This is a genomic window from Achromobacter sp. NFACC18-2 (assembly GCF_900108985.1).
In the GTDB taxonomy this organism is placed as follows: domain Bacteria; phylum Pseudomonadota; class Gammaproteobacteria; order Burkholderiales; family Burkholderiaceae_B; genus Achromobacter.
The window spans coordinates 114,083-140,866 of sequence record NZ_FNYM01000007.1 but is presented as its reverse complement, the minus strand read 5'-3'; the positions used below and the strand labels follow the sequence as shown (position 1 = coordinate 140,866).

Here is a 26,784-nt window from a genome sequence, read left to right as displayed (position 1 = left end):
GGTATGAGCGGATTCGAAAATTTCTGGGCCATTTACGGCAACCTGGTGCTCACCCTCGGCACCAACGCACTGCTGGCCCTCTCCATCTGGCTGACGCTGGCCTGCGGCATGCTGGCCATGGCCAATGCCGCCTTCATGGGCATCGGGGCGTACGCCGCCGCGCTGCTCACCATGAACTACGACGCGCCGTTCGCGGTGGCGCTGGCCGGCGGCATGGCCGCGCCCGCGCTGGTGGCGGCCCTGATCGGCCTGCCGACCCTGCGGCTATCCGGTGTCTATCTGGCCATGGCGACGCTGGGCTTCGGTGAAGTGGTCCGCGTGACCATTCTGAACACCGAGTCCATCACCGGCGGCGCGCTGGGCTTGAACGGCATTCCGCAGTTGACGCAGTGGTGGCATGTGCTGCTGGCCGTGATCATCGTGCTGTTCGTGCTGTGGCGCGTGCGCGCGTCCAAGATCGGCCGTTCCTTTGACGCCATCCGTGGCGACGAAACGGCAGCCGGCATGATGGGCATCGACGTGCGCGCCAACAAGATGCTGGCCTTCGTGGCCGGCGCGATGATCGCCGGCCTGGCCGGCGCGCTGAATGCGCACCTGACTTTCTTTATTGGTCCCAACGAATACGGATTCGACCGCGGCGTCGAAATCCTGACGATGGCGATCCTGGGCGGCATCGGCGGCCTGGCCGGCCCCGTGCTGGGCAGCTTCATCATTACGGTGCTGCCCGAATTGCTGCGCGGATTCGCGGATCTGCGCCTGGTCGCGAATGGAGTGATCCTGGTGGTGATTGTGTTGTTCCTGCCGCAAGGCATCTGGGATCCGGCGCGTTTCAAGCGCTGGACGCGTCAAGGACGCCAGGGAGGGAAGCGCCATGCTTGAGCTGTCTTCCGTTTCCAAGAGCTTTGGCGGTCTGCATGTGCTGCATGACGTCAGCCTGTCCGTGCCCGAAGGCGCGATCTTCGGCCTGATCGGCCCCAACGGCGCCGGCAAGACCACGGTGTTCAACCTGATCACCGGGCTGTTGCCGCCCAGCGGCGGCACCATCACGTTCCAGGGCGAAAGCGTGCTGCGCAAGAAGCCGCACAGCATCACGCGCATGGGCATTGCCCGCACCTTCCAGAACATCCGTCTCTTCAAGGAGATGACGCTGCTGGAAAACGTCGTCGTGGGCGCCTACCGCCACATGAACTACGGTTTCCCCAGCCTGCTGCTGGGCCTGCCCGGCTTTCGCGAGCACGAGCAGCGCGCCCGCGAGCGCGCCCACGAGCTGCTGACGTGGATGCGCCTGGATCACAAGGCCAACGACTTGGCGGACAACCTGTCCTACGGCGAACAGCGCCGCCTGGAGCTGGCGCGCGCGCTGGCCACCGAGCCCAAGCTGCTGCTGCTGGACGAGCCCGTCGCCGGCATGAACACCGGCGAACGCGCCGAACTCATGCGCGAAATCCTGGCGATCCGCGACCGCGGCTACACGATCCTCATGATCGAACACGACATGCGCTTCGTCATGGGCTTGTGCGAACGCATCGCGGTGCTGAACTTCGGCAAGATCATCGCCTGCGGCGGTCCCGAGGACATCCGCAACAATGAGCAGGTCATCGAGGCCTACCTGGGCCGCGAAGACGACGAAGACACCGAACAAGCGGAGGCCGCAAAATGAGCGCCATGCTGGAAGTCCGCGGGCTCGAGGTCAACTACGGCCATATCGAAGCCGTGCGCGGCATCGACCTGGACCTGAACGCCAACGAAATCACCGCCCTGGTCGGCGCCAACGGCGCCGGCAAGTCGACCACGCTGCTCGCGCTGTCGGGCCTGCTGCCCAAGGCGCGCGGCCGCATCCTCTTCGAGGGCGAAGACGTCACCAACCTGGCGCCGAACCAACTGGTCGCGCGCGGCATCGTGCAGGTGCCCGAGGGCCGGGCGATCCTCACCACCATGACGGTGCTGGAAAACCTGGAACTGGGCGCCTACCGCCGCGGCCTGAAAAACGTCGCCACCGACCTGGAATACGTGTTCAACCTGTTCCCGCGCCTGAAAGAGCGCATCAACGGCATGGCCGGCAACCTGTCGGGCGGCGAACAGCAGATGCTGGCCATCGGCCGCGCCCTGATGGCCAAGCCGCGCCTCTTGCTGCTGGACGAACCGTCGATGGGCCTGGCGCCGATCGTCGTCCAGGAAATCTTCCGCTCGCTGCGCGCCATCAACGCCGACGGCCTCACGCTGTTCCTGGTCGAGCAGAACGTGCGCCAGGCGCTCAAGATCGCGCAACATGGCTACGTGCTGGAAAACGGCGCCATGGCGCTGACCGGCACCGGCCGCGAGCTGCTGGGACACCCCCGCGTCCTGGAAGCCTACCTGGGCGCGTGACGGGCAGGGGGCCTTGTGTCCCCCTATCAACTTCGCGGTGGCCGCCCGGCGGCGGTCACCCGCAAGCCGCTTGGATTCTTTCCGCTTGCCCAATTTTTGAGCAACCGTGTTAGAATTTCAGGCTTTCCCTCATTTTGACCTTTGCACGGGCGGATTCATAACGCTTAGGCGGGGGGCGATTAAGGGCTGGCATTGCATTTGTATATGCGCATTTGTATATGCAGCCTAGTTTGGGAAAGAACACTGGCAGGATGTTCCGGCCAGAGCACATTTTTATTCTTAGGAACCATCATGAAGACCTTTGTGGCCAAGCCGCATGAAGTCCAACGTGACTGGTTTGTGATCGACGCCAAGGGCAAAGTCCTCGGTCGTGTGGCCAGCGAAGTCGCACGTCGTCTGCGTGGCAAGCACAAACCTGAATTCACGCCTCACGTTGATACCGGTGACTACATCGTCATCATCAACGCGTCCGATATCGTCGTTACCGGCGCCAAGGCGAAGGACAAGAAGTACTTCCGCCACACGACGTACCCGGGCGGTATCCGTGAAACGAACTTCGAGAAAATGCAAGAGCGTTTTCCCGGCCGTGCCATTCAGAAGGCCGTCAAGGGCATGCTGCCCAAGGGTCCTCTGGGCTACGCCATGATCAAGAAGCTGAAGGTCTATGCTGGTGCCGAGCACCCGCACACCGCCCAGCAGCCCAAGACGCTGGATATCTAAGGAAACGCCATGATCGGTAACTGGAATTACGGAACCGGCCGTCGCAAAACTTCGGTGGCTCGCGTTTTCATCAAGAAGGGCACTGGCAAGATCGTCGTCAACGGCAAGCCCGTCGACGAGTTCTTCGCTCGTGAAACCGGCCGCATGGTCGTGCGCCAGCCGCTGGAACTGACCGGCCATCTGGAATCGTTCGACATCAAGGTCAACGTGCACGGCGGCGGTGAAACCGGCCAGGCCGGCGCGATCCGTCACGGCATCACGCGTGCCCTGATCGATTACGACGCCACGCTGAAGCCGTCGCTGTCGCAAGCTGGCTTCGTGACCCGCGATGCCCGTGAAGTCGAACGTAAGAAGGTCGGCTTCCGCAAGGCGCGTCGTCGCAAGCAGTTCAGCAAGCGTTAATGCCCTGCAAAAAGCCCGCTTCGGCGGGCTTTTTGTTTTTGGGCCGGCCATGTCCTGTCGCTGCCGGCCCTGCGCGGAACTCCGCGCGACCCGCCCGGTCGGAAAAATGGATTGCAGTGCCAATTCAGGCACGCCGGTGCAATACCCTGTTTCCCGAGCGATACAATCGTTATTCGTTCTCCGAAGAGCATTCATCATGGCCCAAGCATCGAACACCCGCATCAAGGTTGGCATCGTCGGCGGCACCGGCTATACCGGCGTCGAACTGCTGCGTTTGCTGTCGCAGCATCCCAACGTGGAACTGACTGCCATCACGTCCCGCAAGGAAGACGGCCTGCCCGTCGCCGACATGTATCCCAACCTGCGCGGCCGTGTGAAGCTTGCCTTCTCCGCCCCGGAAAAGGCCTCGTTGACCGACTGCGATGTCGTATTCTTCGCCACGCCTCACGGGGTGGCCATGGCGCAAGCCCAGGAACTGATCGCCGCGGGCACCCGCGTCATCGACCTGGCTGCCGACTTCCGCCTGCAGGACATTCCCACGTTCGAACGCTGGTACAAGATCCCCCACACCTGCCCTGACATCCTGGCCGAATCGCAATATGGCCTGGTCGAGCTGAACCGCGAAGCCATCTCCAAGGCGCGCGTCATCGGCAACCCCGGCTGCTACCCGACCACGGTGCTCCTGGGTCTGGCGCCCTTGCTCGAAGGCGGCAAGGCGCTCGTCGATGCGCAAACCCTCATCGCCGACTGCAAGTCGGGTGTCTCGGGCGCCGGCCGCAAGGCAGAGGTCGGTTCGCTGTTCTCCGAAGCGTCCGACAACTTCAAGGCCTACGGCGTGGCTGGCCATCGCCACCACCCCGAAATCACCGCGCAGCTTGAAAAGCTGGCCGGCGGCAAGGTGGGGCTGACGTTCGTGCCGCATCTGGTGCCGATGATCCGCGGCATGTTTTCCACCATCTATGCCCGCATCCAGCCTGAAGCCCGCGATACCGACTTCCAGGCCTTGTTCGAGGCCCGCTATGCGGATGAACCTTTCGTCGACGTCATGCCTGCCGGCAGCCACCCCGAAACGCGTTCGGTGCGCGGCTCGAACAACCTGCGCATCGCGCTCAGCCGCCCGGGCAACGGCGACCTGCTGATCGTCATGGTGGTGCAGGACAACCTGGTCAAGGGCGCCGCCGGCCAGGCCGTGCAGAACATGAACCTGATGTTCGGCATCCCCGAAACAGTCGGCCTGGACCAGGTCGCCATCCTGCCGTAAGGCCCCGGCGGCCGGCGTGGCTGGCCGCCTTCTTTGCGCTTCATGTCCGTAGATCCTTCCGCCCGTCCCCAGCCGCGTACCACGCATGGCGCCTTTGCGCGCCTGGTCGCGATGCTGCTGCTGGGCGCGTTGCTGGGAGGCGCCGCGGGATTCTTCCATGCGCGAGCGCTCTATCGTCCGCAGGACGCCATCGTCATCAGCGCCCAGCAGGCCGAGGCGCAGGACGAAGCCATGCGCCAACAGGCCACGCAGCTGCGCTACATCCGGGGGCAGCTGGATACCGCCGATGGCGAACTCGTCATCGAGCGGTCGGCCCGCCAAGAGCTCGAAACCCAGCTCCGCGCTGCGCAGGCCGAGGTCGGCCGCGTGCGTGACCAGCTTGCGTTCTACGAGCAACTGCTGCCGCCCGGCCCTGAGGGCTCCGTGGACATCCGCGGCGTGCAGATCGATCGCGAGGGCGGTGGCCTGCGCTACAAAGTGCTGCTGATGCGCAGCGGCCGCAATGGCGCCACGCCTTTCGCGGGCGCGTTGCGGTTCCAGGCAACCGGTGTGCTCAAGGGCGAAACCGTCACGGTGGATTTGGCGCCCATGCAGGTCAGGGCCGAGACAGGGCCCGTCGCCTCGACGGGCGAGAACCTCGCGGCGGCGTCGCTGGCCCTGCAGTTCGACCAATATCAGCGCAGCCAGGGTCTCCTGGCCGTGCCCGACGGATTTGTCCCCGAAAGCGTCACCGTCAGCGTCCTCGAGGGCGAAACCGTCCGCGCCACCCGCAGCGTCAAACTGGAACTTTGAGTCTGGTCAAGCCCTGCGCTATAGTGACACTATACGAGCGGCGACGCCGCTCACTGAAATATGGCCGTATCGGCCAGGAGTGAACCATGAATGCAGTGACCGAAACCGTCGACCTGCAGGCCGCGCCGCCTGTGCCCCTGGTGTTTACCGACTCGGCTGCCGCCAAAGTGAAAGACCTGTTGGCCGAAGAAGGCAACCCCGAGCTCAAGCTGCGCGTGTTCGTGCAGGGTGGGGGCTGTTCCGGCTTCCAGTACGGTTTCACGTTCGACGAAGTCGTGAACGAAGACGACACCGTGCTGGACAAGGCTGGCGTCCAGTTGCTCGTTGACCCGATGAGCTTCCAATACCTGGTCGGCGCCGAGATCGATTACAAGGAAGACCTGGAAGGCGCGCAGTTCGTCATCCGCAATCCCAACGCCAGCACCACCTGCGGCTGCGGTTCTTCGTTTTCGGTGTAATCGCCGGGCACGAAAGACAAAAACCCTTCGGCTTGCCGAAGGGTTTTTTGTTTGAGGCGCGGCATTGCCGCCGGTGGCGGAGTGTCAGGCGGGATACAGCGCGCCCAGCAGCCTCGCACCGCGCGCGCCCGTCACGCTGGGCAGGCCCGCGGGCTGGCCCGTGACGAACGCCTGCGCCAGCCACGCGAACGCCAGCGCTTCCACCTGCTGGGCCGGCACGCCCAGGGCGTCGGTCGCCTGCACCGGGCGTTGCAGGCAGTAAGCCAGTTCCTGCATCAGTCCCGCGTTGTAGGCCCCGCCGCCGCACACGAACACTTCCTGCGTGCCTGCGGCGGCCGCGTCGATGGCATTGGCGACTGTCCTCGCGGTCAGGCGCTGCAAGGTGGCCTGGACGTCCTGAGGGGCGGGAGCCGGCCCGTCGAACGCAGCCAGGCGTGCGTCCAGCCATTTCATATTGAAGAGATCCCGGCCTGTGGACTTGGGCGGGGGCAGGGCGAACCAGGGCTCGCTCGCGATGAGCTGCTCGAGCAGGGGCGCCACCACCTGGCCCCTCGCGGCCCAGCGGCCGCCCGCGTCATAGGGCCGACCCAGGTGGCGCTGGCACCAGCCATCCAGGAACACGTTGGCAGGGCCGGTATCGAAGCCGCGCGGGGGTTGTCCGGGCACCAGCAGCGTGACGTTGGCAATGCCCCCCAGGTTCAGCACGGCGCGCCCGTGGTCGCTGCCGAACACGGCCGCGTGAAAGGGCGGGACCAGGGGCGCGCCTTGGCCGCCCGCGGCCAGGTCGCGGCTGCGGAAGTCCGCCACCACGTCGATGCCGGTCAACTCGGCCAGCAGCGCTGGCGCGTTGAGCTGCAGCGTGTAGCCGAGGTCGGGGCGATGCCGGACGGTCTGGCCGTGCGCGCCGATGGCGGTCACGTCGTGCGCGGCGACATTCGCATCCTTGAGCAGGGCCGACACCGCCTGCGCGTACACCCGGACCAGCGCATTGGCCGCGAGCGCGGCGCGGGCCAGCTCGTCGTCCCCGGAAGTATTGAGAACCAGCAACTCGCGGCGCAGATTCTCGGGCATGGGCAGGCTGGCGCTGGCCAGCACCTGCGGCGGCCCTCCCTGCGTCAGTCGGGCCAGCACGCCGTCGACGCCGTCGACGCTGGTTCCCGACATCAATCCGATGAAGAGCGTGCCGGTGTCGTGCTGCAAAGGCTTGATGTCTTTCACGGGCGCCTCGAAATAAAAAAGGCGGCCAGCGCATGTCGCGCCGCCGCCGCGCCCGTCGCGCGGGCCTGGTGCCCGTCAAGGGCTTGACTGCTTGAACGGTCCGCCCTGCAACGTGCGGACCGCCCTGTGCTGGATTGCTGCCTGGGCCAGCCTTAGCGGCTGGCCACGTTGGTCAATGCGTCGGGCAGCGTCTGCTGGAATTGCGTCAGCAACAGGATCTGCTGCTTGTACGGCCCCACGGCGTCGTTGAACGCGCGGACTTCCGCGGGTTCGAGTGCGCGGGCTACCGGCAGGTCCACGGACAGCGGATCGATGGGCTGATTGTCCACGCGGAATTCGTAGTGCAGGTGCGGCCCCGTGGCCCAGCCGGTGGATCCGACATAACCCAGCAACTGACCCTGCGAGACCTTCGCGCCCTTGGTGATGCCCTGGGCGATGCGGCTCTGGTGCGCGTACAGCGTCGAATACTTGCCGTGGTGCTTGATGATGACCACGTTGCCGTAGCCGTTCTGCCAGCCCGAGAATTCGACCGTGCCGTCGGCGGTGGAGTGGATCGGGGTGCCGGAGGGGGCGGCGTAATCCACGCCCTTGTGTCCCGTCCAGGTCTTGTGGATGGGATGCATGCGCATGCCGAAGGTCGAGCTGATCCGGCTGAACTTCAGGGCGGTGCGCAGGAACGCGCCACGCAGGCTGGTGCCGTCGAAGTCGTAGTAGGAACCGGTCTTGTCGTCTGGGCTGAACCAGACGGCGTTGTAGGTCTTGCCGCCGTTGATGAACTCCAGGGCCAGCACGCGGCCCGCGCCGGCGTAGCGGCCGTCATGGGAACGCACTTCATAGACGACGCGGAACTGGTCGCCCTGGCGCAGGTCGCGCAGGAAGTCGATCTTGGCGCTCAGGATGTCGGCCATCTGCATGGTGACCGAGTCCGGGATGCCGGCCGAGTCCGTGGCGCCGAAGAGCGAGGACTTGATGGTGCCGACGGCCACGCGGGTCTGGCGATCGGTGCTTTCCGTGATTTCCTCGGCCTTGTAGCTGTCGCCGGCCGGCGCGACGTGCAGCATGCGCGTCACGACCTGCCCGTCGGATTCATTGCCGGGCGTGTGGATGTAGCGCAGCCAGATCAGGTTGCCCTGTTCGTCCGTGGCAGCCTGCACCGAGCGGCCCGGATACAGCTTGTAGATGCTGCGGGCGCTGGCGTCGTGCGTCAGGAAGGACTGCAGGTTGGGCGCGTCCAGCTCCAGGCGCTGCAGCACGGCCGACAGCGTGTCGCCCGGACGGATGCGGGTTTCGCTGATGTAGGGGGCGGCGCTGGGGCTGCTGACTTCGACTTGCTCGGCGGTCAGCGGCAGAATGCTCTGGATGACGCGCGAGGGAGGGAGTTCGGTGCGGTCGGGATGCTGCACCATGCCGAGAGCGGCGGCGCCAGCGAAAAGACCAATTGCGGTGACGAGAAGAGTGCGGCGGAAAAGTCCCGAGCGATGGGGCTTGGGCTCGACGGGCGCAAATACGGCAGCGACTTTGCGCTTGAGGCCACTCGCCAGTTCGTGGAGGCCACGATTCATCGTGAAAATACCCTCTCAGGTGGCTTGAGCTCGCAGGGTGCGTGACACGAACGGCCCTGGCGTGCAACGGATTCCGGAGCAAGGGCTGGCGCGGATGCGCATCTTGTGAACAATAGATGGTAGAGCGAACGCAACTGCGTATATATGACAGTTGCGTATGATTAGGCCGGTATCCTAGCCGATTCGGCTAGAATTTTCGATAGTTTTCGTCACTTTTTACACCTTTTTGTCGGCTGAAGCCGCATTGGTCCCCCTGTCATGTCACCCACCGAAGCCCCCATCACTCCTGAAGTCGAAGCCGATCTGCGTATAGCCAAGCGCGGCTGCGATGAACTGCTGGTCGAGTCCGAGTTTGCGCGCAAGCTGGCCAAGAGCCGCGCCACGGGCGTGCCCCTGCGCATCAAGCTCGGGCTGGACCCCACCGCGCCGGACATCCACCTGGGACACACGGTGGTGCTGAACAAGATGCGCCAGCTCCAGGACCTGGGGCATAACGTCATCTTCCTGATCGGCGATTTCACCTCCACCATCGGCGACCCCAGTGGCCGCAACAGCACGCGCCCGCCGCTCACGCGCGAGCAGATCGAAGAAAACGCCAAGACCTATTACGCGCAGGCCAGCCTGGTGCTGGATCCGGCCCGCACCGAGATCCGATACAACTCCGAGTGGTGCGATCCCCTGGGCGCGCGCGGGCTGATCCAGCTCGCCTCCCGCTATACGGTGGCCCGCATGATGGAGCGCGAGGACTTCACCAAGCGGTTCAAGGGCGGCATCCCCATTTCGGTGCATGAATTCCTGTATCCGCTGATGCAGGGCTATGACTCGGTCGCGCTGAAGTCCGATCTGGAGCTGGGGGGCACCGATCAGAAGTTCAACCTGCTGGTGGGCCGGGAACTGCAAAAAGAATATGGACAGGAGCCGCAGTGCATCCTGACGATGCCGCTGCTCGTCGGCACGGACGGCGTAGAGAAAATGTCCAAGTCCAAGGGCAACTACATCGGCATTTCGGAGTCGCCCGATTCCATGTTCGGCAAGCTCATGTCGATTTCCGACACGCTGATGTGGCGTTACTTCGAACTGTTGTCCTTCCGCTCGCTGGAGGACATCGCCGCGCTCAAGCAGGAAATCGACGGCGGCCGCAATCCGCGCGATGCGAAGGTCATGCTGGCGCAGGAGATCATCGCGCGCTTTCATTCCGCCAAGGCGGCGGACGATGCGCTGGCCTCGTTCGAGGCGCGTTTCCGGGACGGCGCCATCCCCGAGGACATCCCCGAGGTCAACCTCGGCGGCGCGCCGGTGGGCATTCTGAAGCTGCTGCGCGAGGCCGGCCTGGTCGCATCCGGCTCGGAGGCCCAGCGCAACGTGGAGCAGGGCGGGGTCCGCGTCAATGGCGATCGCGTGGAAGACAAATCGTTGCAATTGCCGGCCGGGACTTACGTCGTTCAGGTGGGCAAGCGCAAGTTCGCGCGTGTTAAGTTGAACCCGTAATAGCGAAGTTTTGATACGCTGAAGGTACACACAGGGCCTGGGCGCCCTTTGCGGCACTTATAGGAGCACGACATGGAACTTTCGAGTTTGTCATTTTCCGATCACGAGTCGATTCCCGAGCGCTATGCATTCGGCAGGATCGATGCGCAATCGCACGTCGCGCTGGCAGACAACTTCAATCCGCAGTTTTCCTGGGACAACGTTCCGGACGGCACGCAGTCGTTTGCCTTGCTCTGCCATGATCCCGACGTGCCTTCGCGCCCCGACGACGTCAACCAGGAAGGCCGCGAAGTGCCTGCCGACCTGCCCCGCGTCGATTTCTTCCACTGGGTGCTGGTGGACCTGCCCGCCGACCTGCGCGAGATCGACGAAGGCGCGTTCTCCAACGGCATCACCCCGCGCGGCAAGGGCGGCCCCCTGGCGCCCATGGACGCGCGGCAGGGCATCAACTCCTATTCGTCATGGTTCGCCAACGACCACGACATGAGCGGCGAGTATTTCGGCTATGACGGCCCATGCCCGCCCTGGAACGACGCCCTGGTCCATCGCTACATCTTCACGCTGTATGCGCTGGACGTGCCCAGCCTGAACCTGCAGGGTTCCTTCACCGGCGAAGACGCGCTGCGCGCCATCCAGAAGCACATGCTGGCGCAGGCGTCGCTGACGGGGACCTATACGCTCAATCCCCGGCTGGCGCCCAAGCAAATCGGGGCCACGTCGGCGTGACATCGACGGGCATGTACGCAGGGCCGCCTGGTGCGGCCCTTTTTCATTTCCGGCGTCCGCGGCGCGGGGCAAGGCCGGCGCGGGCAGCCTTTGCATGAAACTTTCTCAAGTCGTCATGAGGGGCGTTTCCGGGCCTGCCGGGATGGCGTGGTTTTCGCGCCCGTCCGGGGCAATTTGGCCAAGATCCCGCAATTTTGGCGGCATTTGATTCCGCGCGACGGGGTAAACTACACAGCAATCTCCGGGTTTACCCACCCGACGCCGTTTTCTCATTTCATACCGCCTCAGGAAACCCCCGTCATGTTTGACCGCAACCTCACCTTGTCCAAGGCTGACCCGGACGTTTGGGCCGCCATCCAGAAGGAAGACCAGCGCCAGGAACAGCACATCGAGCTGATCGCTTCGGAGAACTACGCCAGCCCGGCCGTCATGGAAGCCCAGGGCACGCAGCTCACGAACAAGTACGCCGAAGGCTACCCGGGCAAGCGCTACTACGGGGGTTGCGAATACGTGGACGTGGTCGAACAGCTGGCCATCGACCGCCTGAAGCAGATCTTCGGCGCCGAAGCCGCCAACGTGCAGCCCAACTCGGGTTCGCAGGCGAACCAGGGCGTGTACATGGCCGTCCTCAAGCCGGGCGACACCGTGCTGGGCATGAGCCTGGCCGAAGGTGGTCACCTGACGCACGGCGCGTCGGTCAACGCCTCGGGCAAGCTGTACAACTTCATCTCGTACGGCCTGGACGAAAACGAAGTCCTGAACTACGACCAGGTCGAGCAACTGGCCAAGGAACACAAGCCCAAGCTGATCGTGGCGGGCGCGTCGGCCTATGCCCTGCACATCGACTTCGAGCGCATGGCGCGCATCGCCCGTGAAAACGGCGCGCTGTTCATGGTCGACATCGCCCACTACGCGGGCCTGGTCGCCGGCGGCGCCTACCCCAACCCGGTTCCGCACGCCGATTTCGTCACCTCGACCACGCACAAGTCGCTGCGCGGCCCGCGCGGCGGCGTCATCATGATGAAGGCCGAACACGAGAAGATCATCAATTCGGCGATCTTCCCGGGCATCCAGGGCGGTCCGCTGATGCACGTCATCGCCGGCAAGGCCGTGGCGTTCAAGGAAGCGCTGGAACCCGAGTTCAAGGACTACGCGCAGCAAGTCGTCAAGAACGCCAAGGTGCTGGCCGACACGCTGGTCAAGCGCGGCCTGCGCATCGTCTCCGGCCGCACGGAAAGCCACGTCATGCTGGTGGACCTGCGTTCCAAGGGCATCACGGGCAAGGAAGCCGAAGCGGTGCTGGGCCAGGCCCACATCACGGTCAACAAGAACGCCATCCCGAACGACCCGGAAAAGCCCTTCGTGACCAGCGGCATCCGCCTGGGCACGCCGGCCATGACCACCCGCGGCTTCACCGAAGCCGATGCCGAGCTGACCGCCAACCTGATCGCCGACGTGCTGGACAACCCGCGCGACGAGGCCAACATCGCTGCCGTGCGCGTCAAGGTCAATGAACTGACCTCGCGCCTGCCGGTGTACGGCAAGAAGTAATCCGCGGGCGCGGGCGGCGCTCGCACACCCCGGGTTACAGAAGGAAGAGGGACGGCCCCGCAAGGCGCCGTCCCTTGGTTTTTTTGGGCGGGAGCGACGCGTCCGCAGTGACAAAATCGTCCATCCGGGCGCTTTGCCTGGCCCCATCGTTACAATATGCTCAATTATTGCCTCCGGCGCTTCCAGCGCCGCCAGCGCCACCAGCGTCTTTAGGGATCACACATGCGGTGTCCATTTTGTGGCCATGCCGAAACGCAGGTCGTCGACAGCCGGGTCTCGGAAGAGGGCGACGCCATCCGCCGCCGTCGCCGCTGCCTGTCCTGTGACAAGCGGTTCACCACCTACGAGCGGGTGGAGCTTGCCATGCCTTCGATCGTCAAGCGCAACGGCAGCCGCAGCGAATACGATCCCGTGAAGCTGCGCGCCAGCCTGAGCCTCGCGCTGCGCAAGCGCCCGGTCAGCACCGAGGACGTGGATGCGGCCGTCGCGCGGATCGAAGAGCAACTGCTTGCCAGCGGCCAGCGCGAAGTCCCGTCCGAGCATATCGGCGAGCTCGTCATGAACGAATTGCGCAAGCTCGACAAGGTCGCCTACGTGCGGTTTGCCTCGGTCTACAAAAGCTTCGAAGACATCGGCGAATTCGTCGAGGCCATCCGCGAGATGCAGGGCCCGCTGCTGCCGGGCAAGCTGCGCAAGGAATAGCGCGCGGGGCGCCGATCGCAACGGCGCCCCGCGCGGCTGCTATTGCAGCGCCGCCCCGCGCATCGAGCCGGGCGTCAGCGGCTGGAATTTGCGCCACACGCGGCGCATGTGCTGCGCCGAGCCAAATCCCGATTTCTCCGCCACGCGCTCCAGATCCAGCCGGGTGTCGCGCAGCAGGTCGCGCGCCAGCGCGACCCGGATCTGATACAGATAGTCCATGGGCGTGCAGCCCGCGTGCTCGCGGAACAGGCGGGTCAGGTGGCGCGGGCTGGTGTGCGCCTGGTCCGCCAGGGTCCGGGCCGACCACGGCGCGGCGGGGTCGCGGATGACCGCGTCCTGGACCCGGTGGACGCCGGGATGCATATGGCTGCGATGGTCCAGCCAGGGCGACAGCGCCGAATCGGAACCGGCGCGACGCTGGTAGACGACCATGTCGCGCGCCGCCTCGCTGGCGACGCGCGGACCGCAATGGCGGGCCACCATGTGCAGCGCCAGGTCGATGCCGGCCGTGATGCCCGCGCTGCTGACCAGGTTGCCGTCCTCGACGAAGATGCGGTTGTCCAGCACGCGCGCGGTCGGGTCGATGGCGGCAAGCTGCGCCAGGCAGGTGTGGTGCGTGGTGCATTCGCGCTGCCGCGTCAGGCCGGCGGCCGCGGCGAACAGCGCGCCCGCGCAGACCGTCATCAGGGTGAACCCGTCGGCCGGGTGGCGCACCGCCAACCAGTCCACGATCGCGCGTGCGTCGTCGTCGTCCAGCCGCGTGTGCTTGCCCACCACGCCGGAAAGAATCACCAGCGCGTTGCGGGGCAGGCGGGCGGGCAGGGCCTGAACGTGCGCCAGGTGCAGGCCCGGAATGCCGCTCTCGACGTCGCGGGAGGGACCGCAGAAATGCTGTTCGAACGTGCCCGGACACAGCTTGTTGGCGACGCGGAACGCCTCGGCCGGCCCGGCCAGGTCCAGCAGGACGATGCCGCGCGGCACCACGAAATGCACCGGGATCATCGGCGCCTCCCGCCCGGCAGCTATGCCGCCAGCGCGTCGGCGGCGCGCGCGATGCGGGCGAAGCGGCCTTGCAGGACCAATTCGGTCCGGTCGCGGATCTCGGCCGGCGTGTAGTGCCGGCCGGACGGGCTTTGCATGGCGAAGGTCAGCGTGGCGTCGGTGGGGAACGTCACCTTGAAACCGGCGTCGCTGGCGTGGCGCGACGTGGTTTCGCAGCACTGTTCGGTGCGGATGCCAGCCACGATGACGCCTTCGATCCCGTGCTTGACCAGCCAGTCGTGCAGCGAGGCGCCAGCTTCGTCCTTGGCGTACAGCGCGGAATGGACCGTTTTGTGGAACACGGCCGAGGGCGAAATCCGCAATTCCTGAAGCGTCCTGACGTGGCCGGACGCCAGGGAAAACGGATTGGCGGGATCGTCGGACGGGCTGGTATGGAACACCTGCAGCACCGGCATATCCTGCGCGGCAGCCCCATCGATCAGGGACTGGATTTGCGAAACAAAGGCCGGATACTCGGATGCGTCCCAAAACGGACGGTGACGGAAGGATTCCTGTACGTCGATGACGATCAATGCCTGTTTCATTTCCGGGCCTCCTGGCCTAGGTTTTCAAGGGGTATGGCGCTATTTTTACTCTGATCCCGCGCCGGCGCGAGCGCGATCCAAGACGGCTGGCGGCCCAAAACGGACATCGCCATGCGGCCACGCCGGCTCGTGCGTCCCCAATGACCGGGGGCGCGCACCGCGGACATACAATCCCTGGCATGGACATTTCCCCCGACACCGACGACCTCTACTGGATGCGGCGCGCCCTGGCGCTGGCGCAGACCGTCATGGCCACCACGGCCCCCAACCCCCGGGTCGGCTGCGTCATCGTGCGCGACGGCCGCGTGCTTGGCGAAGGCGCGACCCAGCCGCCGGGCGGTCCGCACGCCGAAATCTGCGCGCTGCGCGACGCGCAGGCGCGCGGCGAATCGGTTGCCGGTTCCACGCTGTACGTCACGCTGGAGCCCTGCAGCCATTTCGGCCGCACCCCGCCCTGCGTGGACGCGGTGCTGGCGGCGCGGCCGGCCCGCGTGGTGGTCGCCATGGGAGACCCGAATCCGCTGGTCAACGGACAGGGTCTGGCGCGCCTGCGCGACGCCGGAATCGGGGTGACGACGGGAATCTGCCGCGAAGAGGCGCTTGCCGTGAATGCCGGATTCATCTCACGCATGAGCCGGGGGCTGCCTTGGGTGTGGATGAAGATGGCCGCGTCGCTGGACGGCCGCAGCGCGCTGCATAACGGCATGTCGCAATGGATCACGGGCCCCGAGGCCCGGGCCGACGGCCACCGCTGGCGGGCGCGCAGTTGCGTCGTCCTGACCGGCATGGGCACCGTCCTGAAGGACGATCCCCGGCTGAACGTGCGCGACGTCGATACGCCGCGGCAGCCGCGCAAGGCCGTGGTGGACGGCCGTTTCGAGATCCCCGAGACCGCCCGGCTGTTCGATGGCGGGCCCGTCATCGTGTTCACCGCCCGCGAGGATGCCGCAAAGGCCGCGCGCCTGGCGGACAGGAACGCGCGGGTGGTCTGCCTGCCGGGCGTGGAGCCTGGCCGGGTCGACCTGCCCGCGATGATGCGCTGGATGGCCCAGGAACAGTTCAACGAGGTGCACGTCGAGGCCGGTGCGGGCCTGAGCGGCGCGCTGGTGTCCGCCGGGTGCGTGGACGAACTGCTGTTGTACCTGGCGCCGGTGCTGCTGGGCGACGCGGCGGGCATGGTGCGCCTGCCGATGCTCGAACACCTGGACGCCGCGCGACGCTACGAATTTACCGATATTGCGCGCGTGGGCGCTGATTTGTGCGTGCGCGCGCGCGTGGCCGGTACGTGGCGCCAGTTGATGGATAGCGTCGCGCTGCCTGCGCTGTCGTAGCGGTTCGGTTGCGACGCGCCGCCTGCATTGCGCGCGCTGCTTCACGCACACGAATTAATTCTTCATGCGCATGCGGCCTTTGCGCATCGCCCGCGCGCGTTGCCAAGATGGCTGTTAGCACTCCGCAAGCACGGCTGCCAATGCTTCGCAAGCCGCGTGCAGCCTGCGTCTACGCGTCGCGCGCGGTTCGTGACGGCATGCATGATGTGCGCCAACCGCAGACGCGCGCACGCCATCCGCGGTGGTACGCGGCGCTGCGCTGAAACGCGAGCGCGCAAATGAATTGCCACAAAACGGTCAATTGGGCTTAGCATAGGCGCATGACTTGGCGCTACGCGCTCACGGACCACCGCACAGCCGCCGCGCGCCCTCGTCACCACGGATTCCCGTGCCGCGATCGGCGCAGTTCATCACCGACAGGCACGCTACTGAACGAAGACGCAAAGCGCCGTTCAGGCCGTCCGCCGCGATCGCATGGCGGGCGTAGCCGGGTTTGTTCCCGGCCCATAAGAATCCACCGGATATCGCTCATTTCGTCGTTTCATTGCCGACCATTTCATGTGCGGCTGCGTCAGGCACGCTATATGCGGCCTTATGCTGAAGACGAACGAGTGAACTTGCTCACGTTGGTTGCAATCCTGGCGGAACTTGTATCCGTAGGCGGCAGCCTAAACAGAAAGGGTCCGATCCTGCTTATGGTTGATGTGTGGCGAAAGCAACATAAAAACCCGCTGAAAATGCTTGTCGCAAGATTGTCTAGGAAAGCGCAGGCGCTGAGGCACAATGGGCATGTAGGGACGTATTGAATTTTTCGCGTGTTGTAGGAGGTTTCCGTGCAAAACATCGTCGAAGGCTTCAAGTCGCAGTATGCAAGAGAGCAGGAATCAGAGCTCTCGCTCGAAGAGTATCTGAACCTCGCCAAGCGCGATCCCATGGCCTACGCCAGCCCTGCTGAGCGCATGCTGGCCGCGATCGGCGAACCTGAGATCGTGGATACGCGCAACGACCCACGTCTTTCCCGTTTGTTTTCCAACCGGACCATCCGGCGCTATCCCGCGTTCCAGGAGTTCTACGGCATGGAGGACGTGATCGGACAGATCGTCGCGTTCTTCAAGCACGCCGCTCAGGGGCTGGAAGAACGCAAGCAGATCCTGTATCTGCTCGGACCGGTCGGGGGCGGCAAGTCCTCCATTGCGGAGCGGCTCAAGGCGCTGATGGAGAAGTTTCCGATCTATGCCTTGAAAGGATCGCCGGTGAACGAATCGCCGCTCGGGCTGTTCCATCCCGAACGGTTCGGCGACATGCTCGAAAAGGAATACGGCATTCCTCGGCGCTACCTGACCGGCATCATGTCGCCGTGGGCGGTCAAGCGGCTCAAGGAATTCGACGGCGACATCTCCAAGTTCCGCGTCGTGCGCCTGAATCCTTCCGTGCTGCGCCAGATCGCCATCGCCAAGACGGAACCGGGCGACGAGAACAACCAGGACATCTCCTCGCTGGTCGGCAAGGTCGACATCCGCAAGCTCGACCGCCATTCGCAGGACGACCCGGACGCCTACAGCTATTCCGGCGGCCTGTGCCTGGCCAACCAGGGCCTGCTTGAGTTCGTGGAAATGTTCAAGGCCCCGATCAAGATGCTGCATCCGCTGCTGACGGCCACCCAGGAAGGCAACTTCAAGGGCACGGAAGGCTTTTCGGCCATCCCGTTCAACGGCACGATCCTGGCCCACTCCAACGAATCGGAATGGCAGACCTTCCGCAACAACAAGCACAACGAGGCGTTCCTTGACCGTATCTATATCGTCAAGGTGCCTTACTGCCTGCAGGTGTCCGAAGAGGTCCGCATCTACGAGAAGCTGCTGCATCACAGCTCGCTGTCCGAAGCGCCGTGCGCGCCCGGAACGCTGGACATGATGGCGCAGTTCTCGGTGCTGACCCGGTTGAAGGAACCCGAGAATTCCAGCATCTACTCCAAGCTGCGGGTCTACGACGGCGAAAGCCTGAAGGACGTCGACCCCAAGGCCAAGGCGCTGCAGGAATACAAGGATTACGCCGGCACCGATGAAGGCATGACCGGGGTCTCGACGCGCTTCGCGTACAAGATCCTGTCCAGCGTCTTCAACTACGACCAGACGGAAGTGGCCGCCAACCCCGTGCACCTGATGTACGTGCTGGAGCAACGGATCGGCCGCGAAGACTATCCCGACGAAATCCGCCGGCGCTACCTGGAGTTCATCAAGGGCTTCCTCGCGCCGCGCTACGCGGAATTCATCGGCAAGGAAATCCAGACGGCCTACCTGGAGTCCTACTCCGAATACGGCCAGAACATCTTCGACCGCTACGTGACGTTTGCCGACTGCTGGATCCAGGACGAGGAATTCCGCGATCCCGAAACCGGCGAAAGCTTCGACCGCAGCGCGCTGAACGACGAACTGGAAAAGATCGAGAAGCCCGCGGGCATCGCCAACCCCAAGGACTTCCGCAACGAGATCGTGAACTTCGTGCTGCGGGCGCGCGCCAACAACAACGGGCGCAATCCCAACTGGACCAGCTATGAAAAGCTGCGCGAAGTGATCGAGAAGAAGATGTTCTCGAACACGGAAGACCTGCTGCCGGTGATTTCGTTCAATGCCAAGGCCTCGGCCGAGGACAAGTCGAAACACCAGAGCTTCGTCGACCGGATGGTGGAGAAGGGCTACACGGAAAAGCAGGTCAGGCTGCTGTGCGAGTGGTATCTCCGTGTGAGGAAGTCATCCTGAGCGAGGTGAATCATGAATTCACTGATCGATCGGCGTCTTAACGGCCGCAACAAAAGCGCCGTTAACCGGGAACGCTTTTTACGGCGTTACAAGGACCAGATCCGCAAGGCGGTGCACGGGATGATCCGTGACCGCTCGATCCAGGACATGGATCAAGGCGGTGAAATCAACCTGCCTGCCCGCGATATCTCCGAGCCGACCTTCCGGCACGGCGCGGGCGGCGACCGCGAGCTGGTGCATCCCGGCAACCGCGAGTTCGCCAAGGGCGACACCTTCGACCGGCCGCAGGGCGGGCAGGGCGATGGCGGGTCCGAACCCGGAGAGGGCGAATCGGTGGATCAGTTCACCTTCAGCCTGTCGCGGGCCGAATTCCTGAACCTCTTTTTCGAGGATCTGGAACTGCCTCACCTGGCGCGCAACCAGCTTGGCGAAGTCAGCCAGAAGAAGTGGCAGCGCGCCGGCTACACCACGACCGGGTCGCCCAGCACGCTGAGCATCAGCCGCACGCTCAAGTCGTCCCTGGCGCGGCGGGTGTCGCTCAGCGTGAAGGCGCGGGCCGACCTGGAAGACGCCGAACACGCCCTGCAAGAGGCCCGGGCCGCGGGGGCGTCCGCCGCCCGGATCCAGGAGCTCGAACAGGAAGTCGAGGATTGCCGCGAGCGGCTCGCCCGCGTCCCGTTCCTGGATGACCTGGACCTGCGCTATCGCAACCGGGTATCGGTGGCCATCCCCATGGCGCGCGCGGTCATGTTCTGCCTGATGGACGTGTCCGGCTCCATGGACGAGGGCAAGAAAGACCTGGCCAAGCGCTTCTTCACGCTGCTGTACCTGTTCCTGTCGCGCAAGTACGAACACGTGGACCTGGTCTTCATCCGCCATACCGACAACGCCGAGGAAGTGGACGAGCACACCTTCTTCTACGACCCCAAGAGCGGCGGCACCATCGTGCTGTCCGCGCTGGAGTTGATGCGCGAGATCCTGGAAAAGCGGTATCCGCCGGCGGCGTGGAACGTGTACGCGGCCCAGGCCAGCGACGGCGACTCGTTCGGCGCCGACGCGGGCAAGAGCGCGCGCTTTCTGGCCGAACACCTGCTGCCGTCCACGCGCTACTTTGCCTATATTGAAATCCCCGACTCGCAGGAGGCGCGCAAGAGCAGCCTGTGGGCGGAATATGAACAGAAGCTGGAGCCGCATTTCGTCATGCGGCGCATCTGCGATCGCGGCGAGATCTTTCCCGTGTTCCACGACCTGTTCAAGAAGGAGGCCGCATGAATTCCAACATGGGTGCTCTCGTAGAGCCGGAATCGGCCGGCGGCGCCCGGCCGATCTCCCAAGGGTCCGAATGGACGTTCGAACTGATCCAGTCCTATGACGACGCGATCTCCCAGATCGCGCGCGAGTACGGGCTGGACACCTATCCGAACCAGATCGAGGTGATCACCTCGGAGCAGATGCTGGACGCCTATGCGTCGGCCGGCCTGCCCATCGGCTATCCGCACTGGTCCTACGGCAAGGAATTCATCCGCAACGAGCAGTTCTACCGCCGCGGCATGCAGGGGCTGGCCTACGAAATCGTCATCAACTCCAACCCTTGCATCGCCTATCTCATGGAAGAGAACTCCATGGCGATGCAGGCGCTGGTGATTGCGCATGCCTGCTACGGGCACAACTCGTTCTTCAAGGGCAATTACCTCTTCCGGCAATGGACCGACGCCGATGGCGTGCTGGACTACCTGGTGTTCGCGCGCAAATACGTGATGGCCTGCGAAGACCGTTACGGCATCGATGCCGTGGAAGCGCTGCTGGACTCCTGCCATGCGCTGTCGCATCACGGCGTGGACCGCTACAAGCGTCCCGCGCCGGTCTCGTACAAGGAAGAAGCCGCGCGCCAGGCCGAGCGCGAGGAGCATGCGCGCCTGCAATACAACGACCTGTGGCGCACGCTCCCCCGGATGGAAGCGGACAAGGACATGCGCACCGAGGCGTCGGTGTTTCCGCCGGAGCCCGAAGAGAACCTGCTGTACTTCATCGAAAAGTACTCGCCCAAGCTTGCGCCGTGGCAGAAGGAACTGGTGCGCATCGTCCGCAAGGTCGCGCAGTATTTCTACCCGCAGACTCAGACCAAGGTCATGAACGAAGGCTGGGCCACGTTCTGGCACTACACCATCCTGAACCGCCTGCATGAAAAAGGCCTGGTGAACGACGGCTTCATGATGGAGTTCCTGCAAAGCCACACCAACGTCGTCAGCCAGCGCGGCTTCGACGAGCGCGGCTATGGCGGCATCAACCCCTACGCGCTGGGTTTCGCGATGATGTCCGACATCCGCCGCATCTGCGAGGCCCCCACGCCGGAAGACCAGAAGTGGTTCCCGGACATCGCGGGCGGGGATTGGCTGAAGACGCTGGACTTCGCCATGCGCAACTTCAAGGACGAGTCCTTCATCTCGCAGTACCTGTCCCCGCGCCTCATCCGGGAATTCCGCTTCTTCGCCATCTCGGACCACCAGGCCAACCCAAAGCTCGAAGTGGCCGCGATCCACGACGACGAAGGCTACCGCGACATCCGCCGCCTGCTCGCCGCGCAGCACAACCGCGACAACCAGGTGCCGGACATCCAGGTCGTCCGCTTCAACCGCGACACCGACCGCTCGCTGGTGCTGCGTCACCTGAAAAGTCGCGGCCGGCCGCTGGCGGGCGAGGATGCCGAACAGGTCATGAAGCATCTTGCCCGCCTGTGGGGATTCCGCGTCCGGCTGGAAGAAACCGAACCGGACGGCACGATCAGCTCCTACCGGGAGCAGGACCCGCCCGCGTCGAAGTAAGGCGCAGGCAGGGGAAGGGACGCGGGTAGTGCGTCCCTTTTTCTTTGCCCGCTTGCTGAGGGCGCGCGGCTTCTGCTAGAATCGCGGATTCGCATTTTCTGCAGCGCCGAAATAGTGCTCGAAAATGCAGTAGGACAGGTGGCCGAGTGGTTGAAGGCGCACGCCTGGAAAGCGTGTATACGTCAAAAGCGTATCGGGGGTTCGAATCCCCCTCTGTCCGCCAAGGATGCAAGCCCCTGAATTCGTAGAGAATTCAGGGGCTTTTTTGTTGATGCGCGGTGGGCGTACGCTTTGCGTCGCCGAACATCGACAAGGCTTGGCCCACCTCAGTCCGGGTCGGTAAAACGCGCAAAAAAACCGTGCCGGATTTCAGTGCGTTCGATCCGGGCTCCTGGGCCGATGTACACGTCTATGCGGCTGAATGGTTCGGTGACTTCAAGTACATCTCGGCTGGCCACTGGAAACGAGAGCGTGACCCACATGTCGGAAGGCGGATTCATGGCGGTCGTGATGAATGTAGAGTCGCCCGGCGTCAGGACGCGCTTCGTAATGCTTGACTCGGTATCCAAAAAGTAGCCGATGGGCTCTGTGGCTTCCACGGAATAGTGCAACGCCACGACGGGGCTGCAGAGCCACATGAACAGGATCCAGACAAGAAAACAAACCCAGATTGCACGGCTTGCCCACTTCAGGTAGCGAATCATTTTCTACCTGGCCCCTGTGCAGGTATGCACGCGTTTTGCAGGCTTTGCATTTGTGCCCCAGGGCAGAGGGACCAAGGCAATGCGATGAAGCAGCGTTTCAACCGTCAAAGCGTGAGGCGTACCACCATATCCAAGAAGGCCGCAGCACGAGGCAACACGGTTAAGTTTCCATGCCACAAAGGTGCCAGCGGCACAGGCCACTTATCGGAAAATATGATGACAATATTCTTGCGTGGAGCCGCTGCTGCTTCTGAAGGCCCGCTTTATGACGCACTTCTACATTTCGACGTCACAAGCCCGAGCAGCGACAAGGTCGCAAATTCCTTCTTTGTTGATGCCTCGAGCAACAGCACTCAGCGGGAAGCAAACAAAGGGTGGTGGGATGTCCATTGGAACAAGCTTAAAAAATGGGGGGCTACGTGAGTGGGCCATTTGCCACGCTGACGAGACAGCCGCATTCGTTGCTGCTTTCGAGGCCACGGTGACGATGACAGCCCGTCGAATTGTTCCCTGATTTACGGTGGGTTTCGCGCATGTAATCAGGCCTTCAGTCAAGCTGCCAGAACATGGGCTGCTTCTGGGGTAACCAAGCTTGGTTTAAGTACCAGCAATTCAACGCCCGTTCGTTTAACTTGGGCGTAGTAGGTTAGACGCTTCGTTGTCGTCGGGAGCCCTGCGTAAAGGGCTCTTATCTCTGGTGCGTCGTCATACGTCAACATCCAAGGCCGCCGGAGCTTGCGAATCGTCTGCGCAAGACTCTTGTGATCTTCATGCTCATAAAAGCTGCAATACAATTCGGGGCCCTTTTTGTAGTATGGCGGATCAATGTTGATGAGCGATTGCTTGGGTAATTTCTTAACGGTCGAGGAGAGATATCTGTTGGCATCGTCTCGCGTCAAATTAATCTGGTCTTTATAGAGCGCGATACGGCGAATCTTGTCTATCAAATCCTGTTTCTTAAAGCGGCAGTCGAGCTTCCAGTCGCCAGCCTGTGCTAGTCCACCGATTACGCCTGCTTTCAAAATGCCCGAGCGATTGGTGCGGTTCAGAAAGAATGTGGAAAACCCTAGTTTGAGAGATTGTCCGCTCGCAGATGAGTGCAAGCTGCGCTGTCTATGCCATTCTTCTATCGTAACGTCAGTGGTCGCAATCTTGTCGCACAACTCGTCCGTGCGGTTCAATACGCAATGCCAGAAGGCATGGATCGCAGGGTCGATGTCGTTGATCCAGACTTCCGACGCATATCCATCAAATAGCAGCTTCCAGGCGACACCAGCCCCACCAGCGAAGGGCTCCACATAAGTGCCTCCCAACAGATCGTTGGCCCGCATGAGCTCGATAACGAACGGCGTAAGCTGGGACTTGCCTCCCGGGTAGCGGAGAGGGGTATGGTTGACAGGCATATGAACAGGATCTGTGAGAGGCTGAGACTTTAGCCAAAATGTACGCGCTTGGCCAGCTTGTCAGCGGATGGCGTCCAGCATCAGTGTGAAACCTTCTTCCAGATCCGTCCAGCCTCTGCGCAACTCGGTTAGAACAGGTGTCGTGCCACCATGGATGTAGGTGCCGAGCGTGCCTGGTGATAAGTAGTGCTGAGCGTTGCTCGATAGAGTACGCCAAATCTGGAAGACGCTTTTTGAAGCACCCGCCTTGTGTTCCATGTGAGTCGCACAGCGTCCGATAACAGGAGCCAGATCTCCAATGTCCCCAAGGCCGTGCTTCTTTGCATAAGCCCTGCACACACGCTCCATCAGCAAACGCAAGAGGGCAGCCGCCGCGAACGTGTATTTTGAAGCGTCTATGTCACGCAGCTCGTCAAAGACTCGCTTGGTCGTGTGATTGCTGATGTGGACCGCATAACCAGTACGAACGACCCGCGTGCCAAGATCTGGGCTTCTGTTGTTCCGTCTAGGCGAGGGGTTGTCGTCAGTCACCGCGGTTAAGTCCGGATTCGTTTTCGCGGGGGAGGCGATCTTTTCCGATGGGGAGTAAGCGTCCGGGAGCTTAGTGGCTGGCGAGTGGCCTGAGGCAATGAGGCTTCGCCCGTAATCCGCCCGTTCTGTGGCTTTCGAGCGTGAATGCACCTCGCCAGACAGAACATCCTCCAAGAAACGAGATAGAGCGAGATCGAACTCGGATTTCTCTACGTTGACAAGAAATTCGCTTGGACTGGTCAAGCCAAGAGCACTTCTAACGACTGGGTTGGTAAGGTATCGAGTAACCGTCGTTAGCGCAATGCTGGTTCTCTGTTCGTTTGTGATGATTTCAGTGTCTACGGCGTAGTCCAGGACAGCCAGCGCTAATGAGTTAGGTCTGGCAATGTTTGTAAGACTGTTCTTAAATCGACTGGATTGAGATGAGTTCCAGTTCTTTGTGCCAATGCCGTTCTGTTGGCCACCATGCTTGAGAGCAATCCACTGGTTGGCGAGGTCACGGCTGGGGAAGACAGCTACTTCGAGGCTTCGAGGTAGCGCGGGCTTACGGTCAGCTAGCTTCTTGAATACTTTCCGGTCAGTCGTGGGGGCTTTGGCTGGATCCCTGAGCAGTTTCAGGGAGCATAGGCGGCGATTGCCCTCAACCATCACGAAATGGCCCTCTAGGACGGGGTGACGGATCGCGGCTAGGCGCTCTAGTGGACTCAAGCCTCGTTCGCAGATATCGGTTGCAAGCGGCAAGATCTGTTCGCCTCTTACAAGTTGCTCAATGATCAAGGGTTCGTCCTCAGTCACATCGTGCCTAGGGTTGTGCGAGTCGAGGTGTAAGCGAGACAAAAGTACTGTCTGCTGTATAAACGGTTTCGAAGCCACGATTTCTCCTGAGCAAGATAAGTGTAACTATAAGTGAATCTTGGCGTTGAGGTGGCGATATAAACCAATATCGTGACGATGATGCTTGTGCGCTCGTAACGCTGAGCCACCACGTTGCAGAACAGATTTTCCTACTCACACCCAAGTGGCAAATAGCCAATCTTGGGACCACCAGTAGTCTTGGCCCGATAATGGCGCGTCAACGGCCGTTCGCGCCTAGCGAGCGCGGTCGTCAGGACGCATCAACTTGCGCTTCAGCCGTTCCCACGCGCTTTTCGGCCGGGGCTTCGGAATGGGAAGCCGAAACTCGCTTATTTGAATCTTCATGAGCTTGCCGTCTGAGGCGAGTCCAAGCGCCAGTGTGGGCGAGATGATGCGCCAATGGTCTGCGGGGCCCCAACTCAGACAGACGATGCCTTGTTGCGGGTCGTATTGTTCCCCTCGTGTAGGCTGGCATTTGGCATGACCACCTTCGTCAAACAGGGCTTCAAGATATGGCTCCGCGACGTCGCCTTGTGCCGGCGCTATTGGCTGCAAAGTCCAGGTGGCAGGACTGGCCAGCAAGTAGACTTCAACGAGTCGTTTGCGATCATCGAGATCCAGCGTCAGCGGCCCCGCATCAACGATCCAAATGGGTTCGGGCTCCGGCCACTGGCGGTCAAGGAAGTCTCGAAGCGGGTACGCGGGCTTATCCGCTTGATCCGCCACGACGGGATATTTAATCGTGCAGCTCAGAATGCCGCCTTCAGGGTCCCAGGATGCCTGCGATAGCGCGAGGGCTGTCGCAGGTTTTGGGTCAATTCGGATCATCTGCAACATGATCGTCAATCAAAATATTTAAAGTGAGCAATGATGTAATCGCGCTCATTGAGTAAAACTTCGAGTGTGTACGGGTTGCCGCGGAAGTGGACCTTGATCGTATACATAAAGTAGCCAATTTCCTTCCGTGGGTCCGGCATTCGTTTTCCATGCAGAATGGCCAAGCGAAGTATATGCACTGGAACGAAGCGGCCTTTCTCTCGCATTCTGTCTAAAGCCTTGGCCGTAAAGCGAAAGTTTTTTGTTTGAGCCAGCGCATGGAACTTTGCTCGCAGGCGAAACAGAACCGTTTGGCTAACGGTTACCCCAGCTCGCGCAAGAACGGCGCCCCGCACCAGCCTGGACCCCAGCTTCCACGCCGTTCCCGCTAGAAAAACCGCATCCAAGGGGTCTATCAGCGGCGCTTCTAGGGGCAATTCATCGATGGATTGCAGTTCACCCGAAAGATCATAGGTCCGAAAGACCCCACTAGAGCCTGCTTGATAGCCAATGATCGCATCCGACGCTTCATCGTGAATGGGTCTTGCGCCTTCAGGTACACCAGGCGGCAGAAATTCAAAAAGCGCGGGTGATAGCGGCGGCGTACCTTCCCATATATAGGAGGGCTCGGCGTTCACTGCGGTCGACTGTTCCGGCATAGGGTGACAGAGAGAGGACGATTCACCCTATGATTCAAATATTGCCGCCACCGGTCTATCAGCGAAGTCCT

At 62.6% G+C, this 26,784-nt stretch carries 26 protein-coding genes and 1 tRNA gene; 18 read left to right on the top strand and 9 right to left on the bottom strand.

What is annotated here, in order from left to right; all coding sequences use genetic code 11:
- Window positions 1-3 precede the first annotated feature (3 nt).
- From BMW75_RS12910 to erpA, 8 genes are all read left to right on the top strand, one after another.
- A complete protein-coding gene (locus tag BMW75_RS12910; protein WP_092579780.1) occupies window positions 4-879 on the top strand; it encodes a branched-chain amino acid ABC transporter permease in 876 nt (291 codons plus the stop codon).
- Window positions 872-1,660, top strand: coding sequence for an ABC transporter ATP-binding protein (locus BMW75_RS12905; protein ID WP_092579778.1), 789 nt, complete (start codon window positions 872-874; stop codon window positions 1,658-1,660). Before BMW75_RS12910 ends, BMW75_RS12905 begins: the two co-directional genes overlap by 8 nt.
- Window positions 1,657-2,367 carry an ABC transporter ATP-binding protein gene (locus BMW75_RS12900; protein WP_076518764.1) on the top strand — a complete coding sequence of 237 codons (711 nt, stop codon included), beginning with the start codon at window positions 1,657-1,659 and terminating at the stop codon, window positions 2,365-2,367. Before BMW75_RS12905 ends, BMW75_RS12900 begins: the two co-directional genes overlap by 4 nt.
- A 291-nt stretch (window positions 2,368-2,658) precedes the next feature.
- Entirely contained in the window at window positions 2,659-3,087 is a 429-nt protein-coding gene (rplM, locus tag BMW75_RS12895) for a 50S ribosomal protein L13 (protein WP_008163100.1), read from the top strand.
- 9 nt (window positions 3,088-3,096) lie between these two features.
- Window positions 3,097-3,489 (top strand): 30S ribosomal protein S9, encoded by a 393-nt coding sequence (gene rpsI, locus BMW75_RS12890; RefSeq protein WP_008163098.1) that lies wholly within the window; start codon window positions 3,097-3,099, stop codon window positions 3,487-3,489.
- A 196-nt stretch (window positions 3,490-3,685) separates the two neighbouring features.
- Window positions 3,686-4,750 carry an N-acetyl-gamma-glutamyl-phosphate reductase gene (gene argC, locus BMW75_RS12885; protein ID WP_076518766.1) on the top strand — a complete coding sequence of 355 codons (1,065 nt, stop codon included), beginning with the start codon at window positions 3,686-3,688 and terminating at the stop codon, window positions 4,748-4,750.
- Window positions 4,751-4,792: 42 nt separating this feature from the next.
- Window positions 4,793-5,542 (top strand): DUF6776 family protein, encoded by a 750-nt coding sequence (locus BMW75_RS12880; RefSeq protein ID WP_092580026.1) that lies wholly within the window; start codon window positions 4,793-4,795, stop codon window positions 5,540-5,542.
- Window positions 5,543-5,628: 86 nt separating this feature from the next.
- Window positions 5,629-6,000: an iron-sulfur cluster insertion protein ErpA gene (gene erpA / locus BMW75_RS12875; RefSeq protein ID WP_006226695.1), complete on the top strand. Its 372-nt coding sequence runs from the start codon at window positions 5,629-5,631 to the stop codon at window positions 5,998-6,000.
- 84 nt (window positions 6,001-6,084) lie between these two features.
- Here the strand turns inward: erpA and BMW75_RS12870 are convergent, their stop codons facing one another.
- Together BMW75_RS12870 and BMW75_RS12865 are read right to left on the bottom strand one after the other, a co-directional pair.
- Complete coding sequence (locus BMW75_RS12870) at window positions 6,085-7,218, bottom strand: anhydro-N-acetylmuramic acid kinase (RefSeq protein WP_256381722.1); 1,134 nt, start codon at window positions 7,216-7,218, stop codon at window positions 6,085-6,087.
- Window positions 7,219-7,370: 152 nt separating this feature from the next.
- Window positions 7,371-8,780: a M23 family metallopeptidase gene (locus tag BMW75_RS12865; RefSeq protein WP_092579776.1), complete on the bottom strand. Its 1,410-nt coding sequence runs from the start codon at window positions 8,778-8,780 to the stop codon at window positions 7,371-7,373.
- A gap of 258 nt (window positions 8,781-9,038) precedes the next feature.
- Between BMW75_RS12865 and tyrS the strand changes: the two genes are divergently transcribed.
- The 4 genes from tyrS (at window position 9,039) to nrdR (ending at window position 13,247) form a co-directional block, all read left to right on the top strand.
- Window positions 9,039-10,268, top strand: a complete 1,230-nt coding sequence (gene tyrS / locus BMW75_RS12860) for a tyrosine--tRNA ligase (RefSeq protein WP_092579774.1) — start codon at window positions 9,039-9,041, stop codon at window positions 10,266-10,268.
- 72 nt (window positions 10,269-10,340) lie between these two features.
- Window positions 10,341-10,994 carry a YbhB/YbcL family Raf kinase inhibitor-like protein gene (locus BMW75_RS12855; protein WP_092579772.1) on the top strand — a complete coding sequence of 218 codons (654 nt, stop codon included), beginning with the start codon at window positions 10,341-10,343 and terminating at the stop codon, window positions 10,992-10,994.
- 300 nt (window positions 10,995-11,294) lie between these two features.
- On the top strand, window positions 11,295-12,545 hold the full coding sequence (gene glyA, locus BMW75_RS12850; protein ID WP_092579770.1) for a serine hydroxymethyltransferase: 1,251 nt from the start codon (window positions 11,295-11,297) through the stop codon (window positions 12,543-12,545).
- Window positions 12,546-12,767: 222 nt separating this feature from the next.
- Complete coding sequence (gene nrdR / locus BMW75_RS12845) at window positions 12,768-13,247, top strand: transcriptional regulator NrdR (RefSeq protein WP_076518773.1); 480 nt, start codon at window positions 12,768-12,770, stop codon at window positions 13,245-13,247.
- 39 nt (window positions 13,248-13,286) lie between these two features.
- On the opposite strand, the gene BMW75_RS12840 is transcribed toward nrdR, so the two are convergent.
- Entirely contained in the window at window positions 13,287-14,249 is a 963-nt protein-coding gene (locus BMW75_RS12840; protein ID WP_092579768.1) for a GlxA family transcriptional regulator, read from the bottom strand.
- 20 nt (window positions 14,250-14,269) lie between these two features.
- Complete coding sequence (locus BMW75_RS12835) at window positions 14,270-14,833, bottom strand: cysteine hydrolase family protein (protein WP_092579766.1); 564 nt, start codon at window positions 14,831-14,833, stop codon at window positions 14,270-14,272.
- A gap of 179 nt (window positions 14,834-15,012) precedes the next feature.
- On the opposite strand from BMW75_RS12835, the gene ribD reads away from it, so the two are divergent.
- The 5 genes from ribD to BMW75_RS12810 all read left to right on the top strand — a co-directional run bounded on the left by ribD (window position 15,013) and on the right by BMW75_RS12810 (window position 21,968).
- Window positions 15,013-16,164 carry a bifunctional diaminohydroxyphosphoribosylaminopyrimidine deaminase/5-amino-6-(5-phosphoribosylamino)uracil reductase RibD gene (gene ribD / locus BMW75_RS12830; protein ID WP_175493161.1) on the top strand — a complete coding sequence of 384 codons (1,152 nt, stop codon included), beginning with the start codon at window positions 15,013-15,015 and terminating at the stop codon, window positions 16,162-16,164.
- 842 nt (window positions 16,165-17,006) lie between these two features.
- Complete coding sequence (locus BMW75_RS12825) at window positions 17,007-18,923, top strand: PrkA family serine protein kinase (RefSeq protein ID WP_369825613.1); 1,917 nt, start codon at window positions 17,007-17,009, stop codon at window positions 18,921-18,923.
- Window positions 18,924-18,935: 12 nt separating this feature from the next.
- Entirely contained in the window at window positions 18,936-20,195 is a 1,260-nt protein-coding gene (locus BMW75_RS12820; protein WP_092579764.1) for a YeaH/YhbH family protein, read from the top strand.
- The gene (locus tag BMW75_RS12815) at window positions 20,192-21,745 is read left to right on the top strand and encodes a SpoVR family protein (protein WP_175493160.1); all 1,554 of its coding nucleotides are present in this window, start codon (window positions 20,192-20,194) and stop codon (window positions 21,743-21,745) included. The genes BMW75_RS12820 and BMW75_RS12815 overlap by 4 nt, the downstream gene beginning before the upstream one ends.
- Window positions 21,746-21,877: 132 nt before the next feature.
- Window positions 21,878-21,968, top strand: a tRNA-Ser gene (locus tag BMW75_RS12810).
- Window positions 21,969-22,071: 103 nt separating this feature from the next.
- On the opposite strand, the gene BMW75_RS12805 is transcribed toward BMW75_RS12810, so the two are convergent.
- Window positions 22,072-22,449: a hypothetical protein gene (locus BMW75_RS12805; RefSeq protein ID WP_092579762.1), complete on the bottom strand. Its 378-nt coding sequence runs from the start codon at window positions 22,447-22,449 to the stop codon at window positions 22,072-22,074.
- Between the two features lie 84 nt (window positions 22,450-22,533).
- Here BMW75_RS12805 and BMW75_RS29105 point away from each other — a divergent pair, with 84 nt between their 5' ends.
- Window positions 22,534-22,872 (top strand): hypothetical protein, encoded by a 339-nt coding sequence (locus tag BMW75_RS29105; protein ID WP_139208528.1) that lies wholly within the window; start codon window positions 22,534-22,536, stop codon window positions 22,870-22,872.
- A 128-nt stretch (window positions 22,873-23,000) separates the two neighbouring features.
- Here BMW75_RS29105 and BMW75_RS12800 read toward each other — a convergent pair whose 3' ends face one another.
- From BMW75_RS12800 to BMW75_RS12790, 4 genes are all read right to left on the bottom strand, one after another.
- A complete protein-coding gene (locus BMW75_RS12800) occupies window positions 23,001-23,852 on the bottom strand; it encodes a DNA adenine methylase (protein WP_092579760.1) in 852 nt (283 codons plus the stop codon).
- A 60-nt stretch (window positions 23,853-23,912) separates the two neighbouring features.
- Window positions 23,913-25,160, bottom strand: coding sequence for a hypothetical protein (locus tag BMW75_RS29100; RefSeq protein WP_139208527.1), 1,248 nt, complete (start codon window positions 25,158-25,160; stop codon window positions 23,913-23,915).
- A 312-nt stretch (window positions 25,161-25,472) separates the two neighbouring features.
- Complete coding sequence (locus BMW75_RS29090) at window positions 25,473-26,075, bottom strand: hypothetical protein (RefSeq protein ID WP_139208526.1); 603 nt, start codon at window positions 26,073-26,075, stop codon at window positions 25,473-25,475.
- Window positions 26,076-26,080: 5 nt separating this feature from the next.
- Window positions 26,081-26,692: a hypothetical protein gene (locus BMW75_RS12790; protein ID WP_254792001.1), complete on the bottom strand. Its 612-nt coding sequence runs from the start codon at window positions 26,690-26,692 to the stop codon at window positions 26,081-26,083.
- Window positions 26,693-26,784: the final 92 nt, after the last annotated feature.